This window comes from uncultured Methanobrevibacter sp. (genome assembly GCF_902764455.1).
GTDB lineage: Archaea > Methanobacteriota > Methanobacteria > Methanobacteriales > Methanobacteriaceae > Methanocatella.
In genome coordinates this window covers 1-16,618 of sequence record NZ_CACWVY010000006.1, presented here as the reverse complement: position 1 = coordinate 16,618, position 16,618 = coordinate 1, and the positions used below count along the sequence as shown (strand labels likewise).

Here is a 16,618-nt window from a genome sequence, read left to right as displayed (position 1 = left end):
TTATGAGTTTTAATTTAAAATTTAAGGATATTGATGAAATTAGAGAATTAAAAAATGAAAATTATACAATAAATGATTTGTTAAATGATCTGAACCTGTCTTCTCAAACGGTTGTTGCAAAGCAAAACGGCGAGTTAACAGTTGAAGAAAGCGTAATAAATGATGGTGACGAAATAAAATTGGTTCAGATTATTTATGGGGGATAATTTAGAAAAATTTATATATCTCTGAATATGATACTTTATTAAGGGGTTCAATATAACAATTGTTAATTTTAATGTATATATATTTATACTACATTCATAATATTAATAATTGTAGTTAATTTAAATTAATTAATGGTGAAAATAAATGAATAAAAAGATAACTTTTGTTTTAGTGTTAGCACTTGCTGCGTTTTTAGTAATGGGAGCGGCTAGTGCTGGGCTCTTCGACTTTTTAGGGGGAGGAGACAACACTGTAAAAATAGGTTATTTGCCTTCAGACCACGACGCTGCATTATTTGTGGCTGATGCTCAAGGTAAATATGCTGAAAAAAACATTACTACTAAACTTGTCCAATTTAACAATGGTGGAGACTTAATGACTGCTATGGCTAGTGGTGAAGTCGATGTTGGTTATGTTGGAATTGCTCCTGTTTTATCTTCTGTTGCAAAAGGAGTTCCAGTTAAAGTTATTTCATCCGCTCAAACTGAAGGTAGTGGAATTGTTGTAACTCAAGATTCTGGAATTAACTCTGCTGCTGATTTAAAAGGTAAATCTATTGCAACTCCTGGTGAAGCATCCATTCAACATGTATTGCTTTCATACTATTTAAAACAAAATGGAATGTCTATTAAGGATTTAAATGTTTCAGCTATGAAAGTTCCTTCAATGAATGATGCTTTAAAAACAAAACAAATTGACGGTATTATTACTTTCCAACCTTATGTAAGTATCGCTGCAAATGACAGTGGAAATAAGGTTTTAGCAGACAGTAAAATTATTTTACCAAACCACCCATGTTGTGTTGTTGTTGCATCAGATGACTTTATCAAAAACCATGAAAATACTGCAAAAGATATTGTAGCTATTCATGCAAATGCTACCAACTTCATTAATGAAAACGTTAAAAATGGTAGTGCAAATAAAGTTGTTGAACTGTTACCTAAAGACATTGTGTCCAATTCTGATATAGAAGCTCTTTCATTGAAAAGTTTCCCATTTATTTCAGGTATTGACAATACTTTCAAAGCTGATGTAGACGCATTCCAAAAACTTGAAGTGGATATTGGTATTTTAAACAGTACTATACCTCATGATAAATTGTACTGGGAAGCATAGTTTCATTTACTATGCTTTTTTTTAATTTTTTTCATATTCAGATTTCAAACCTGCCATTGCTTTTTTAGTCTTTTCATCTGAAACTTTGTTTATGATTCTTTCGTTTTCAATGACTTTGTCCATATAGACTTTTCTTTTTTCTTCATCGACTATTTTATATCTTGAAAAGTTAACAAGGCATTCTATAAGTGCAGGAAGGCCTCTGTTAAATGCCTGGATGTTTTCATCATTAACAACAACATCTCTGATTTTCCCTGTTATGAAGTAAATGTTATTGTCACGTTTAATCGGAAAATTTTCAGGAGTTTTAATCTCAACATCTTCAACATCCACAATAATGTAAACTGGAGTGTTTTTAATGAGGGCTATGTCACTGTCGCTGGTATAATATTCATCGCCTAAACAATTTAGTGTGGCATATGTGAAAACAAGAGGATCTTGTGTAATGTTAACTACATATTCATTAGTATCCAGTATGTTCTGCAGTGTTTTTGATCCTTCGAATATGTTGCAGAATACTTTGCCGTCTCCAAGATATTTGAATGCAAAAGCACCTGCATTTTTTATTCCGTCTTTACTTAATGTGGTTGTGATGCATTCATACTGCAGGTCCTTTTCGATACCGAATTTTTTTAAATCATATTTCATTTTATCATCTCTGTGGAAAAGGGTTCTGCAATTTTGTTTAAATTTTCAAATACATTAATCAATGATGAAATTTCCTCTTCAAGCTCATCATTTTCAATTTCCTGAAGAATTTTAATATATAGAGGAAATGTCTGTTTTCCATTTGAGAAAAACATATAATATTCATTCAGATTTACTTCTTTTCGGTTTAAATCTTCAACAATATCTTTGTATAATTTGTCCAAATCACTATAACTCTCTTTAAACATTGTTTTAATTTCATTAATGTCGTTTTTACTTTTCAATTTTTCAAAAGCAGTATTTAATCTTATTATAGAAAGAGTATATAGTTCTAAATCAATTTCACCATACATAATATCAAATTTTAAAATAAAAAGAAAAAAAGAGTAATTTCTCCTAAGAGAAATTATAATTTAATTTTAATATCGAGTGCACTTGAACCTTCTTCGTATACGAAGATTGGGTTGATGTCTAACTCGGATATTTCTGGGAAGTCTAAAGTTAATCTGGCTACTCTTTTGATAGCTTCTTTAACTTCTTCAACATCACAAGGTGCTTCTCCTCTGTATCCTGCAAGTAGTTTGGATACTTTAGTTGAATCGATTTGTTCATCAATTTCTTGTGAACTCATTCCTTTTGCGAGGTTGAATGATACGTCTTCAATGAGGTTTACATAGATTCCTCCCATACCGAATGCAATCATAGGACCGAATTGTTTGTCACGAATCATACCGACAATGACTTCTTCACCGGAATCCATCATTTTTTGCACTTCTACTCCGTCAGGAACAATATCTGGGTGAGCTGCTTTAGCATTTGCAATAATTTCATCAAATGTTGCTTTTGCTTCTTCAGCACTGCTTATTCCTACTTTTACACCTCCGATATCGGATTTGTGTAAAATTTTATCGGATGCAATCTTGAGCACAACAGGGAATTCCATTTCTTCTGCAAGGCTTGCTGCTTCATCAGCACTTGTGGATAATTTGATAGGTGCTGCTGAAATTCCATACGCTTCAGCTACTGCGTAAGCTTCACTACCGAGTAATGTGTCTCTTCCATCAGCTTTGACCTTTTCGAATATTGTTTTGACAGCGTCTTTGTCAACGTCGTCAACTTTTTCGACAACATCGTCATATACTCTGTTTTCTAATCTGGCATATCTTGTCATTGCTTCAAGTGCGGTTACTGCAGTTTCAGGGAATACGTAGGTTGGTACTCCATTTTCTCTTAAAGCATCGTTTGCAGCTTCAAAGGAGGGTCCTCCCATGTTGACAACAATGATCGGTTTGTCAAATTCTTTTCTTTCTTCTAAAATAGCATTTGCAATTCCATCAGGATCTGCTGATGCAGTAGGACAAACCATAACGATTAAACTGTCAACTTCATCTTGACTTAATACAATTTCCAGTGATTCTTTGTATCTGCTTACTGGTGCATCACCTAATACATCAATAGGGTTTTTAGCACTACCTTCTTCAGTAACACATTCTTTTAATCTTGCAGTTGTTTCTTCATCAAATTGAACGAGTTGTAATCCTGCTTTTTCCATTGCATCTACGGTAAGTACTCCTCCACCACCTGCATTGGTAATGATAGCTACATTGTCACCTTTTGGAAGTGGTGCTTTGGAGAATGCTAAACCTAAGTCAAATAACTCTGCCATGGTTTCTACACGCATAATTCCAGATTGCCTAAATGCGGTATCAAATGCTAAATCACTGCCTGCAAGTGCTCCTGTATGTGAGGATGCAGCTGCTGCTCCAGCGGAACTTGAACCAGATTTAAGTACAATAATCGGTTTTTTATGTGCAGTTTCTCTCATGGTTCTTACGAAGTCTTCATCATCGGAAATGGATTCTAAGTAACAAATGATTACGTTGGTTTCATCATCTTCAGCCAAGTACTGTAATAATTCGATTTCAGTTACTCCAGCTTTGTTTCCTAGACTAATAACTTTACTGAATCCAATTCCAGAAGTTACACTCCAATCGATAATAGCTACCATCATAGCTCCACTTTGGGAAATGAAAGCCATGTTTCCGGTTGGAGGCATCATTTGTGAAAATGAACCATTTAAAGGAGTGTGTGAATCAGTTATTCCTAAACTGTTTGGTCCAATAATGTTTATACCATATTCTTCACCAAGTGCTGTTAATTCTGCTTCTAATTTAGCACCTTCTTCTCCTACTTCTTTGAAACCTGCAGTGATAACTACCATGTTTTCTACACCTGCTTCTCCACATTCTTTAACTGTTGGGTTAACAAATGCAACAGGTATGGTAATTATTGCCAAGTCTACTTTTTCAGGAATGTCTTTTATGTTAGCATATGCTTTTTTGCCTAAAATCTCTCCACCTTTAGGGTTTACAGGATATATTTTGCCTTCAAATCCATCATTTATGAGATTATCTACAATGATATATCCAACTTTTCCAGGAGTATTGGAAGCACCAATAACTGCCACGGATTCAGGTTTAAACATTTTATTGAGATCTTTCATACTTTTTCTCCTATAATTTTTCTTATTTATCATCATTGCATTTATAATGATAAATAATTAAGAATTATTATAATATAATTTATGTTATATTCCTATTTAAATATATTGTTAAACATCGTGTAATTCTTAGTATATAATTTTATGGAGTCTTTATTCTTTTTTTGCATGATTTAGAAAAATGTTATTTTTATTTTTGAAAATTAATTTTTAGAATTATTATTTTTCATGTGTTTTCGCTTAAACTATTTATTATATGATGAATATAAATAGATATAAATAATAAATTTTTGATATTTTCTAAAATGTAAAATATCTAATTAAAGGGATATTATGAGCTTAATTATAGCATACATTGGTAAAAAAGGATGTGTGATGACTGGAGATAAGAGAAAGATAGGATATTTCGGTGATAAGGCTAGATTAGAGGAATTAGAATCAGATTTATATTCAGGTAAAATTAAAACAGATGATGAGTTTTCAAAACGTGCTGATGAATTGGGTATTTCTATTAAAATTACCGATGATGCAAACAAACTAAAAATTGTCGGTAACTGTGTTCGTGGAGAAGTAAGTACAAAAGGGACCATGGAAACAAAACGTAGAAGAATCTACGGAACTACAAATGGTTATCAAATTGTGGAATTATTGGGTTCTGAAACACTGTCACGTAATGCCGGTGAGAAAGGAATAATCATTTTTGGAAATAATTACGCAAAACATATGGCTCAGGACCTTATTCAGAAGAAATGGAAGGCCTCCCAAAGTCTGAAATATATGGGTGAAGTATTTGAAGATATTATGAGAGAAGTCTCTTCCAAAACTCCTACTGTGGGTTCCCATTTCGATACATTAATTCAGCAGCCTAAATACAATACTTCTGAAGCTCAAAAGCATCTTAACATTACTATTGACCATGATATTAAAGTATTGATTAAGTTTAGACAGGACTTGACTGAACAGCTGGTTCAGCAAAGCATAGCTATTGACATGGCCAATAAAATCATTGACAAAGGTGAAGTAGGTAAAGTCGTTTCAGTTGACGGAAACATGATTTATGTTCAGTTAAATGACAAGACACAGGCAATGGATGGAAATTGGAAACAATTGGCAGGTCCGGGTCAAAATGTTTTAATGTTCAGCGATAGTAATGATGTCAAAATAGGAGATAAAGTCGTTATTGAAGATGAAGACTTATGCCTTAAAAAAGATAAGTCATCTCTCAAATGTGATATAATATTATGTTCTTTGTGATGGGGATTTAAATGAAAATAACATTTTTTGGCAGTGGTGGTGGAAGGTTTTCCGCTATTTCACAACGAAGAATGACTGGAGGATTTAGGATTGATAATTTGGGTGGAAAAAATTATCATATTGATCCGGGTCCTGGTGCTCTTGTAAGGACATATCAGTTTGGATTTGATCCGCGTAACTTAAGCGGTGTTTTTGTATCCCATGCACATACTGACCATTATAATGATGCCGAGATTCTCATTGAATCCATGACCAAGGGTATGACACGAAGATACGGTACTATCTTCGGATGTGAAAGTGTTTTAAAGGGATTTGATAAATGGGGTCCTTGTATTTCCAGATATCATCAGTCCCAGTCCGATAAGGTCATTTTGAAACCTGATGAATTTAAGCATGTTGACAATATTAAAGTTAAGGGTACTAGAACCCAGCATGGTGATCCTACAGGTGCAGGTTTCCAAATTGACTATAATGGATTTAAAATTTCATATACTTCTGATACAGGTTATTTTGATGGTTTAGCTAAAGAACATGAAGGTGCTGATATTTTAATAGCCAGTGTATTGAGACCTGGAAACAGAACAATTAACGGACATATGTGCACCCGCAATTTCATTGATTTGATTAGTGAAGTTCAGCCAAAAGTTGCGGTCATGACTCATTTGGGTCTTAAAATGATATCCAGTAATCCTGTAACTGAGGCTAAAAAGGTTTCAAAGCAAACCGGAATTAAAACAATTGCTGCTTATGATGGTTTATCTTTTAATGTAAATTATAATAATCCTAAAAGGTTTAGACTAATATCTCTTAAGGATGTTGAATCATCAGCTCACAGCACATCTCATAACCTATTCAACAATGAAAGAAAGAATACTTATCAAATTGCCTTTAAGAATAACGAGTTTGATGAAGTATCCTTTATGAAAAAAAATTAATGTTGTTTTTCTAAATTGGTAGGATGGATGAATCCTGAGCGAATCATGTGGTCTGCAAGGACAATTGCAGTGCTTGATTCAGCCACTACTGTCACTCTTGGACAGATGCATGGATCATGCCTTCCTTTAATTTCTATTTTTTCGTTTTCCTGTTTTTCTAAATTGACAGAATTCTGACATTTTGAAATGGAGGGGGTTGGTTTTACAGCAATTCTTGAAACGATTGGCATTCCGTTGCTCATTCCACCAATAATTCCTCCGGAATTATTTGTTTTTGTGGTGACTTTGCCGTTATCAATTTGGTATTCGTCATTAATTTCTGATGCAGTATGGTTGGCAACATCAAATCCAAGTCCAATTTCAACTCCCTTAACCGCACCGATATTCATCAATATTCTTGCAAGGTCTCCATCAAGTCTCTCAAAAACAGGTTCTCCAAGACCTTGAGGCACTCCAACGGCAATTGTCTCAACAATTCCTCCAACTGAATCACCTTCCTGTTTTTTAGATAGAATTAATTCTTCCATTTTTTTGGCAGCTTTAGGGTCTGCACATCTAATTGGATTTTTTTCAATATTTTCTTTGATGGTTTCAAAATCCTGAGATTCGGCTTTAACATTTCCTATTTGGGTAACGTGGGATATAATTTCAATATTTTGAGTTTTTAAAAGTTTTTTAGCTATTGCTCCCCCAATTACATGTCCTATGGTAACTCTACCGCTTCCTCTTCCTCCTCCGTTATAGTCATAATTACCGTATTTCATCATCCATCCGTAATCTCCATGGGATGGGCGTGGAGTGTTTTTAAACATGGAATAATCTTTAGAATGCTGATTTTTATTAAAGATAACTCCTGTGATTGGTGTTCCATCAGTTTTACCTTCAAATATTCCGGATAATATTTGTATTTCATCGGATTCTTTTCTAGGTGTTGTAACACTACTTGTTCCAGGTTTTCTTTTATTCAGTTCTTTTTGAATGTCTTCTGCACTTAATTCAAGATTTGCAGGACATCCGTCAACAATAGCACCTACACCAACACCATGACTTGCACCGAAACTTGTTATTCTGAATTTTTCTCCGATTGAATTTGACATGTTAAGCCTCTTTAAGTAATTGGTGTAATGTTTGTTAATTAATGTTATTAAATGTTTGAATTTTTGCATTGACTGAAAACTTGTTTCAATTTAATTTAGATATCTTCAGTTACTAAATTTTTATATAATTTCAAATCAAAATTATTAACCAAGTGATAATTATGCAGTTCCCGACAACAAGAATGAGAAGATTAAGAAAAAATGCTAAAATTAGAGATATAGTTCGTGAAACCAAACTTGAAAAAGAGGATTTGATTTATCCGATTTATTTTAAAGAAGAACTTAATGACATGGAAAAGGAAGAAATTTCATCACTTCCGGGGGAATTTCGATTCTCCTTAAATGCAGGTGTTGAGTTTGCAAAACAGCTTGAAGAAAAAGGATTGAAATCAATCATTGTATTTGGAATACCTGCTGAGGATACTAAAGATGAGATTGCAACTCCGGATTACTCAGCAACAGGTATTGTTCAAAAAGCTGTAAGAAAACTTAAAAAGGAAACAAATCTTGTTGTAATTACAGACGTGTGTTTGTGCCAATATACTTCACACGGACATTGCGGAATGATAGTGGATAATGATGATACTGATGATGGAATTGAAATATTGAATGATGAATCACTCCCATACATTGCAAAAGTTGCCCTTTCTCATGCTGAAGCCGGTGCCGATATTGTTGCACCTTCAGACATGATGGACGGAAGAGTTGGTGCAATTCGACAATGTCTGGATGAAAACGGTTACACCAATGTAATGATAATGTCTTATTCAGCAAAATATGCCTCTGCATTTTATGAACCGTTCAGGGTTGCGGCCTGTTCATCCCCTCATGCAGGAGATAGAAAATCCTATCAGATGGATCCTGCCAATGCGGTTGAAGCAATCCGTGAATGTGAACTGGACGTTATTGAAGGATGTGATTTTTTAATGGTTAAACCTGCACTTCCTTACTTGGATGTTGTAAGAATGGTTCGTGATGAATTTATGTTGCCTTTGGTGGCGTATAATGTAAGCGGGGAATATGCAATGCTCATGGCTGCTATCGAAAAGGGATTTTTAACTGAACGCGCAATTTTAGAATCACTTCTTTCAATTAAAAGAGCTGGAGCAGACTTGATTATCACTAATTTCGCACCATATTTACTATTAAATGAGATGATATAATGAATCCGTCAGAAATAGCAAAACTGGCACAAATTGCATCAGCACTTGAAGTAAGCGGATATCCAAAGCCGGGAAATGTTCACAGAACTCGTGATTATGATGACATGGTTTTTGAAGATTTTATAATAAGTGGAATCGTCATTGGAGATACAATCCGTGAAGCATGTAGCGACGTTGATGTTGAAAATCCGAAACTTGGTAAATACATCCTGCAGGCAGTAGCTGAAACCGACAAATGGATTCAAAATAACACTAACTTGGGAATTGTCATGATGATAACTCCTATTGCAGTTGCAGCTGCCGTCAGTGATTCATTTGATGATATCAGGGAAAATGTTAAATTGGTCATGGCAAATACCTCTGTTGACGATGCATGCGATTTGTACGATGCAATCAACATTGCAGACGCCGGGGGAATGGGTGACCAGGATGAATATGATGTGGCCAGCGAAAATGCAAAACAGGAGCTGAGGGATAATAATCAGACAATGTATGATGTTTTGAAGATATCTGCACCATGGGACATGCTTGCCCGTGAGATGACCTCAGATATGCCTGCAGTTTTTGAATTGGGATATCCTACATATCATAAACTTATTCAGGAGAAATCTCAAAATGAATCCTGTATTTTAACATTTTTAACTATTTTATCTCATGTTCCGGATACTTTAATTTCAAGAAAATATGATAATGATGAAGCTTTGAAGGTTTCCCTGATGACAAGGGATCTGCTTAAAATGAAGGATTCTCCTGATTTTCATGAAAGACTTCAGGAATTCGATGATTATTTATTTAAAAATAAATATAATCCTGGAACAACAGCTGATTTAACTGCAGCTTCTATTTTTGTAAGTTATTTGAAATCAAACTTCGAATAACTCTTCTTTTTCTTTTTAGTGCCTTTGTGTTTTTGTGATTTTTCGCACTTGCCTTAATTTTATTACTTTTTCAGATGATATGTTCATACACGAATTATTAGGTGGTATGAACATGAACGAAAAGTTAGGGCAATTAATAGATATTGAATCCAGTGATTATAAAAACTTATTTGAGGACTATAATGAACTAATTGGTCAGTCCAAAATAGATGAAGCAATAAAACTTTTAGAAACAATTCCTAAAGGTCATAAAGATTATTCAAAAGCATTATATAGAAAATCCCTGGCAGTTTATTTCGATGATGAAGAAAAATCTTTTGAAATTTTTCAGCAGGCTTTAACAATGGAATTTGGTAATTCTAATTACAGTCCTGCATTTGGAAATCTGGATAATTCTGAAGATTTTTTTCTCTTTGCTTTGAACATGATTTATATTTTCAACGATTTTCAAAATGCCATTAAGTATCTGGATTTGTCTTTAAAAATTAAACCTGACCAAAGTGAGGCATTAAATTTTAAGGCAATATCCTTCGGATTTCTCCATAAGTATAAAAAGGCAATAAAGCTAATCAATAAGGCTATAAAAATTGATCCCGATAATTCTTCATATTGGAATAACAAGGGAGCATTTCTGCTTGAACAGAACTATCCCTCAAAGGCAATCAAAGCATTTGACAGAGCCATTGAATTGGAGCCTAATGTTGATTCGTGGTCTAATAAGGGAACAGTATATTATAGGGAAGGGGAATTTGTCAAGGCTTTAAATTGTTATGATGAGGCTCTTAAATTAGATCCTTTAAATATCAGTTCAGTTATCAACAAAGCCAGCATATACTCTGAACTGGGTCAGTTTAAATTGGCTGACGAATACTTTCAAATAGCATGTAAACTGGACAGTAATGATTTCACATATCTTGTTGAAATGGCAAAGCATCTGATTAATAAAGGTGAATTTAAAAAATCAATTCAATATTTGGACAAGTCTTTGGAAATTTATGAAGATTTCGCCTTATCATGGATGTATAAATCTATAGCGTTGAGTGAATTGGGAATGGATGATGAATCGGAAATATGCTTTAAAAAGGCTGTAAAACTTGACCCTGATTCATTATCTGTTTTTGATGAGGTTTTTGTAATTGATGATTAACATTAATTTTATTAATGTCTTTAAACATATTTTAATATATTATTAATCTTTAAATTATGGTGTTTAAATGAGTGAGGATATTGAAAAAACCATTAGTGAATTACATATTTATGAGAAGAAACTTTTAAAAGAACTGGAAGCTAATCCCAATGCAAATCCTGAGCAAATTGCAGAAAATACAGGCATGAACATTAAATCAGTTATGAGTGCTGCAGGTTCTCTTGCTTCAAAGGATATAATTGAAGTTGATAAAAAGGTTCAGGAAACATATTCCTTAACTGATGACGGCCGTGAATATGCAGAACACGGACTTCCGGAACGTAAAATATTGGAAGTTTTAGCTAAAAAAAATGAGATTCCAATGAAAGACTTGGCTAATGAAGCAGGCATTGATAAAAAAGAAACAGGAATTGCTCTTGGATGGTTACGTCAAAAAAACTGGGCTCAAATTGATAAAGGTAAAATCAACATTACAGATATGGGTAAAGAATTTTCACACAAACCTGATGTTGATGAAAGGGTATTGGAATATCTTAAAGTTAATGCCGAAGGTGTAAAACTCTTCACAGATGATTTAAGAGATGGATTTTTAAAGCTAACCGGTAGGAAAAACATTTTAAACATTAAAAAAGAAACCTCACATTCATTTAAAATCTTACCTAAAGGTGAAGAAATCCTTAAAATAGGATTTACAATTAAAGAACAAGCTACTCAATTAACTCATGAACATCTAAAAGATGGAGAATGGAAAAGTTTGGAATATCGTCCATATGATATTAATGCAGAAGCTCCTGTTATCTTTTCAGGTAAAAAACACCCGTTAAGAGTAATCATTGATGAAATTAGAGAAATCTTTTTAAATATGGGTTTTTCAGAAGACAATGGGGAGTATGTTGAATCTGCATTTTGGAACTTTGATTCTCTTTTCCAGCCACAGGACCATGCAGCCCGTGAAATGCAGGACACATTCTATCTTAAAAATCCATTAACCTGTGACTTACCAGATATGGATTTGGTAAAACTTACTGCTGAAACTCACGAAAACGGTGCGGATACCGGTTCAGTTGGATGGCAATATGATTGGAGTGAAGATATTGCTCGTCAAAGTGTTTTAAGAACTCACACTACTGGAATATCTACAAAACACTTATTTGAACATGAACCTCCAATTAAAATGTTTTCTGTTGGAAGAGTATTTAGAAGAGAGACTTTCGACTACAAGCACTTGCCTGAATTCCACCAAGTGGAAGGATTGGTTTGTGATGAAAAAATCAGTTATCAAAATCTTTTAGGTACTTTAAAAGAGTTTTATAAAAAATTAGGTTTTGAAGTCAGATTCAGACCTGCTTACTTCCCTTATACTTATTTATCTACTGAAACTGAAATTTATCTTGAAGAAAAGGAAAGTTGGATTGAACTTGGTGGTGCCGGAATGTTTAGACCTGAAGTATTAAAACCATTGGGTATTAACCAGCCTGCACTAGCTTTCGGTTTGGGTATTGAAAGGCTTGCCATGATCAGATATGATGTGGAAGACATTCGTATGCTTTATAAAAGTGACATTAAATGGCTTAGAGAATTGCCTATTTCACAAGGTGTTGAATTATAATGTCAATAAAGCTAGTTTCTTGGAATGTCAATGGAATTAGAGCAGTTTCCAAAAAAGATGAATTTTGGGACTGGTTTAGTCAAACTGATGCTGATATTATTAATTTTCAAGAGGTAAGAGCAACTCAGGATAAGATTCCTAAGAAATTAGCAGATGTTGATGGATTCCACCAGCACTTCAATGAAGCTGAAAAGAAAGGTTACAGTGGAGTTGGAACATACTCCAAAATTGAGCCTGTTAATGTAACATGCGGGCTTGGTGTTGAAGAGCTTGACAAAGAAGGAAGAGTATTAAAAATTGAGTATCCTAACTTCATTTTATACAACATTTACTTCCCAAACAGTGGTATGGAAGCTAAGCGTCTTGATTTCAAGATCGCTTTCTGTAATGCATTGCTGGATGAACTCGTTGAGCTTAAAAGTCAGGGCAAAAACCTGGTTATTACTGGAGATTATAACATTGCCCACAATCCGATTGATGTTTACAACCCTAAAAACTGTGAAGGAAAATCCGGTTATCTTCCTGAAGAGCGTGCCTGGCTTGATGAACTTGAAAAGGCCGGCTTCATTGATACTTTTAGAATGTTTGATGAGGGTGAAAACAACTTTACATGGTGGAGTTACAGAACTCGCGCACGTGAAAGGAATGCTGGTTGGAGATTGGATTATTTCTATGTTAATGAAGAAATTAAGGATAATGTAAAATCAGCAGAAATATTATCTGAAATATATGGTTCCGATCACTGTCCTGTAACTTTGGAACTTGAATTTTAAAAAATAGTGAATTTTTGGTGATTATAAAATAGTATCAACATCACCAATATCTTCAACAATTGTAATATCTAATTTTTCTTTTTTAATATATTCCCTGTCTTCTTCTGTAACATCGGAATTTACCAAAATTGCACTTAATCCTGCATTAACAGCACCTAATGCATCTGCTTTAAATTTATTTCCAATCATCACTGATTTTTCAGGGTTTCCATTCATTTTTCTAAGTGCAACATCAAAGATTAATCTGTTAGGTTTTTCCATACCTACCTCTTCGGATGTAATTACTTCATCGAAAAACGGATAAATGTTGAGTCTAACAAGTTTTTCCCATTGTTTGATGGTAATTCCATTTGAAATAACGGCTAAACGGTATCCTTGACTTTTTAAATAGATTAATGTATTGATAGTTTCGGAAAATGGTCTTAAAAGTGCCATTTTAACGTTATGGTAGGTAGTCATTCCAAGCGCTACAAGCATGGGATCTTCGTGGCCTAAAACAACTTGAGTTAGCATATTAAAGTGCTTACCATAATTAGATCCTTTTTCACGAATAATAGTTTTTAAAACTCCATATGCTTCATCTTTATCTAGAGGTAATCCGTTGTCTACCATTAGACCTATAGCTGCTTTTCTTGCAGTTTCAGCGAAATCAGTGGTGTCCATCAGTGTACCATCTATATCAAAGAAAACCACACGGTCATCATATTCCATCATATAATTGTTATTTTAATTTTAGAATTATTTAAATTTTTTTAGAAAAATGCATCTAAACTTTGTTGGACTTCTCCGCGTGCCATATCTTCCAGGTCTTTTTTTGTATATCCGAAGGCATACATAATTCTTTCAACTGCAGGAATCAACTGGTTGTTGATATAATAATCCTTGTCATATTTATATCCTTCGCTATATTCATAAGGAACAGCTCTCTGGCTGATGGAGCCTTTTCCCTTAACGATAATGTACTGGATAATGGTTCCTCTTGTCACTTTAATGCCGTGCTCTTCAATTCTCTTTGCAGCAACAACATGGGGGCCTACCTGTTTGTATTGGTCAAGAGGTTTGGTGATTTGGGTGTGAATAATCAGTTCTTTGTTTTCAACTTCGCCCTTTTTAATTCTTTTCATGACTTTTTTAACGGATTTAATGGCCTTGTCGGAATTTCCTTCCTTTAAAATAGACATTAAAATTTCTTCTTGTGTTTTTTTAACAATCGGTGCCCAGTCTCTTCTGACTAACTCCAATCCTTTAGCTATTATCTCTCCATCTTCAATAACAGCATATCTTTTTTTGCTTACAAAAAATCCTCTTCTGTAAAAACCTTCATATTCAAGTTCCATGCTTTCCGGAAGGGTTGAATTGAGATAAGTGATGAATTTTTGAGCTTGCGCTTTGATTTCAGCTTCAAGAGCTAATTGTTCTGGGCTTTCTTCAATCAATTTTTACACCTATGTTATTATATATTGGATGGTGTTAATATTCTTTTTTGAAGTCAATTTTACATTGTCATTGCAATTTTATTGTCTTAATTGGGTTTTATTTAGCTTAAAAATACTGGATATTACTTATCAAATGCTCTTGGACTTTGGATATATTGTATGTCCTATATAGTATAGTATGGAGTTGATAACATGAAAACAGAAAGATTGATTTCAAGTTATGATGAGATAAACGATACATTTGTTGGTAAGATAGATGGTAAGAATGGATACAGTGCCAATTATGGTATTTCAGAAGGAATTTTTTTAAACATTGACAAAAATAACCTTCCTGCTTCAGTCATGATAAATAATGCATCTGAAGTTTTCAATGTTTCAAAAAAATGTTTAGAAAGTGCAAACATTAAAATAGGTATTGACTGCAATGAAAGCTGTCTTTATTTTATGATGTTTGTTGAAAATTCTGAAATCTGTTCTCTTAGATGCAAAAACGATTTTGGAATTCCTGATTTGGAATGTATAATGGATTGTAACATATAATTACAATCCATATTTTTATATAGGTTAATTTTAATAGTTATATTAGATTTAATCATTGGGTGATAATATGGATGAAAAAATAAATATTAATCCTGGCGATGAGATTGTTATTGTTGTACCTGAAAGTGATGATGATGAAATAGTCATTGATTTAGATGAATTAGGTATAGATTTAGAAGCTTTAGGCGATGATGTTAATATTGTTTTTCAAATTGAAGGTGAAGAAGCAGATGATTTCATAATTGAGGATGATGATGACGATGAAATGATGGAACCTAATGAATGGTATTTTGATGATGATCCTTATGAAATCGTTTATTATGAATTCCCTGATTTTGATTAGGTGAGTCCTGTGGATGAAATTCCTTATTATGTTTATGATGATGAAGAAAAATCTCACATAATGTCTGAAAATGGTGAAGCGTACATTGATGATGGAGATTTAAGAGAATTATTATTGGATTTGCTTGGAGATAAAGTTTCAGAAGAGGAAATTCAAAAAATATTAAAAGCGGCTTCTGATGATAAGATTTCAGAAGAGGAATTTGATGATTTATTGGATGATTTTATTTTAAATCACAAATCCTAATTTTTACTATTTTTGCCTTAAAAATAAAACATTTATATATAATGATAAATTAATATTTAATTATCATTATTCTTTAAGGCTCTTTTTTGCTCTCAAAAATTAAGCTATTATTTATCTTGCAAATAGTTTTAATTGGAAAGAGACTTATAGACTGCGATTATTATATTATATATTATATTTATTTAGGTGAAATAATGGCAATTTCTCAAGGAAAATCAACAAGAAGTCCATCTGGTGCAAGAAATGTTGCAAACCGTGGAAAAAGGAAATCAGAATTAGGAAGAGACCCAGCTGAAACTAGGTTAGATGAGAAAAAATTAAGAAAAATCAGAACCCGTGGCGGAAATGAAAAACTCAGATTAGCTACTGGTAATAAAATCAACGTTACTGATGCTAACGGTAAAACTCAAGTAGTTGACATTCTCGGTGTAATTGAAAACACTGCAAACCCTAACTACGTTAGAAGGAACATCATTACTAAAGGGGCTATTGTAGAAACTCCTGAAGGTAATGCTAAAGTAACATCAAGACCTGGTCAAGACGGTGTTATTAACGGAATTTTAATTTAAATATATTTGACATATATTTAATTCTCTCTTTTTTTTATACTTTTTTTCAAATATTTTTTCAATGCCGTCAATTTAAGAATTTCATTATAATACTTTAAATCAGTATTATGAAAATATTAAATTGTATTTTAGTGTACTATCCTTTAAGAATTTATCA

At 33.3% G+C, this 16,618-nt stretch carries 19 protein-coding genes; 13 read left to right on the top strand and 6 right to left on the bottom strand.

The features are described from left to right. The first annotated feature begins 2 nt into the window (after positions 1-2). Positions 3-206 carry a MoaD/ThiS family protein gene (locus QZU75_RS02395; RefSeq protein ID WP_296881349.1) on the top strand — a complete coding sequence of 68 codons (204 nt, stop codon included), beginning with the start codon at positions 3-5 and terminating at the stop codon, positions 204-206. A gap of 145 nt (positions 207-351) precedes the next feature. Next, the gene (locus QZU75_RS02390) at positions 352-1,323 is read left to right on the top strand and encodes an ABC transporter substrate-binding protein (protein ID WP_296881348.1); all 972 of its coding nucleotides are present in this window, start codon (positions 352-354) and stop codon (positions 1,321-1,323) included. 21 nt (positions 1,324-1,344) lie between these two features. Here the strand turns inward: QZU75_RS02390 and QZU75_RS02385 are convergent, their stop codons facing one another. From QZU75_RS02385 to acs, 3 genes are read right to left on the bottom strand one after another with little or no spacing between them, the layout of a single operon-like run. Then, positions 1,345-1,971, bottom strand: a complete 627-nt coding sequence (locus QZU75_RS02385) for a DUF447 domain-containing protein (RefSeq protein WP_296881347.1) — start codon at positions 1,969-1,971, stop codon at positions 1,345-1,347. Continuing rightward, positions 1,968-2,324, bottom strand: a complete 357-nt coding sequence (locus QZU75_RS02380) for a hypothetical protein (RefSeq protein ID WP_296881346.1) — start codon at positions 2,322-2,324, stop codon at positions 1,968-1,970. The genes QZU75_RS02385 and QZU75_RS02380 overlap by 4 nt, the downstream gene beginning before the upstream one ends. A gap of 53 nt (positions 2,325-2,377) precedes the next feature. Beyond that, positions 2,378-4,474 carry an acetate--CoA ligase alpha subunit gene (acs, locus tag QZU75_RS02375; protein ID WP_296881345.1) on the bottom strand — a complete coding sequence of 699 codons (2,097 nt, stop codon included), beginning with the start codon at positions 4,472-4,474 and terminating at the stop codon, positions 2,378-2,380. A gap of 330 nt (positions 4,475-4,804) precedes the next feature. Between acs and QZU75_RS02370 the strand changes: the two genes are divergently transcribed. Both QZU75_RS02370 and QZU75_RS02365 read left to right on the top strand, forming a co-directional pair. Then, positions 4,805-5,725, top strand: a complete 921-nt coding sequence (locus QZU75_RS02370) for a DUF2121 domain-containing protein (protein WP_296881344.1) — start codon at positions 4,805-4,807, stop codon at positions 5,723-5,725. A gap of 11 nt (positions 5,726-5,736) precedes the next feature. Next, a complete protein-coding gene (locus QZU75_RS02365; RefSeq protein ID WP_296881343.1) occupies positions 5,737-6,660 on the top strand; it encodes an MBL fold metallo-hydrolase in 924 nt (307 codons plus the stop codon). On the opposite strand, the gene aroC is transcribed toward QZU75_RS02365, so the two are convergent. Next, entirely contained in the window at positions 6,657-7,757 is a 1,101-nt protein-coding gene (gene aroC / locus QZU75_RS02360; protein ID WP_296881342.1) for a chorismate synthase, read from the bottom strand. The two genes, QZU75_RS02365 and aroC, sit on opposite strands and share 4 nt — an antisense overlap. Positions 7,758-7,918: 161 nt before the next feature. Between aroC and hemB the strand changes: the two genes are divergently transcribed. The 5 genes from hemB (at position 7,919) to QZU75_RS02335 (ending at position 13,327) form a co-directional block, all read left to right on the top strand. Next, the gene (gene hemB / locus QZU75_RS02355; RefSeq protein ID WP_296881341.1) at positions 7,919-8,920 is read left to right on the top strand and encodes a porphobilinogen synthase; all 1,002 of its coding nucleotides are present in this window, start codon (positions 7,919-7,921) and stop codon (positions 8,918-8,920) included. Continuing rightward, positions 8,920-9,798: a triphosphoribosyl-dephospho-CoA synthase gene (locus tag QZU75_RS02350; protein WP_296881340.1), complete on the top strand. Its 879-nt coding sequence runs from the start codon at positions 8,920-8,922 to the stop codon at positions 9,796-9,798. Before hemB ends, QZU75_RS02350 begins: the two co-directional genes overlap by 1 nt. A gap of 112 nt (positions 9,799-9,910) precedes the next feature. Further along, positions 9,911-10,945: a tetratricopeptide repeat protein gene (locus QZU75_RS02345; protein WP_296881339.1), complete on the top strand. Its 1,035-nt coding sequence runs from the start codon at positions 9,911-9,913 to the stop codon at positions 10,943-10,945. Positions 10,946-11,012: 67 nt separating this feature from the next. Further along, complete coding sequence (locus QZU75_RS02340) at positions 11,013-12,554, top strand: phenylalanine--tRNA ligase subunit alpha (protein ID WP_296881338.1); 1,542 nt, start codon at positions 11,013-11,015, stop codon at positions 12,552-12,554. Beyond that, positions 12,554-13,327 (top strand): exodeoxyribonuclease III, encoded by a 774-nt coding sequence (locus QZU75_RS02335; RefSeq protein ID WP_296881337.1) that lies wholly within the window; start codon positions 12,554-12,556, stop codon positions 13,325-13,327. The genes QZU75_RS02340 and QZU75_RS02335 overlap by 1 nt, the downstream gene beginning before the upstream one ends. Positions 13,328-13,348: 21 nt before the next feature. Here QZU75_RS02335 and QZU75_RS02330 read toward each other — a convergent pair whose 3' ends face one another. Both QZU75_RS02330 and QZU75_RS02325 read right to left on the bottom strand, forming a co-directional pair. Next, a complete protein-coding gene (locus QZU75_RS02330) occupies positions 13,349-14,038 on the bottom strand; it encodes a TIGR02253 family HAD-type hydrolase (protein WP_296881392.1) in 690 nt (229 codons plus the stop codon). A gap of 41 nt (positions 14,039-14,079) precedes the next feature. Beyond that, a complete protein-coding gene (locus QZU75_RS02325; RefSeq protein WP_394350226.1) occupies positions 14,080-14,760 on the bottom strand; it encodes a DNA polymerase domain-containing protein in 681 nt (226 codons plus the stop codon). A gap of 195 nt (positions 14,761-14,955) precedes the next feature. Between QZU75_RS02325 and QZU75_RS02320 the strand changes: the two genes are divergently transcribed. The 4 genes from QZU75_RS02320 (at position 14,956) to QZU75_RS02305 (ending at position 16,461) form a co-directional block, all read left to right on the top strand. Next, a complete protein-coding gene (locus tag QZU75_RS02320; RefSeq protein ID WP_296881335.1) occupies positions 14,956-15,303 on the top strand; it encodes a hypothetical protein in 348 nt (115 codons plus the stop codon). A gap of 67 nt (positions 15,304-15,370) precedes the next feature. Then, positions 15,371-15,646, top strand: a complete 276-nt coding sequence (locus QZU75_RS02315; RefSeq protein WP_296881334.1) for a hypothetical protein — start codon at positions 15,371-15,373, stop codon at positions 15,644-15,646. A 9-nt stretch (positions 15,647-15,655) separates the two neighbouring features. After that, positions 15,656-15,892 carry a hypothetical protein gene (locus tag QZU75_RS02310; RefSeq protein ID WP_296881333.1) on the top strand — a complete coding sequence of 79 codons (237 nt, stop codon included), beginning with the start codon at positions 15,656-15,658 and terminating at the stop codon, positions 15,890-15,892. A 194-nt stretch (positions 15,893-16,086) separates the two neighbouring features. Next, a complete protein-coding gene (locus QZU75_RS02305; RefSeq protein ID WP_292745829.1) occupies positions 16,087-16,461 on the top strand; it encodes a 30S ribosomal protein S8e in 375 nt (124 codons plus the stop codon). Positions 16,462-16,618: the final 157 nt, after the last annotated feature.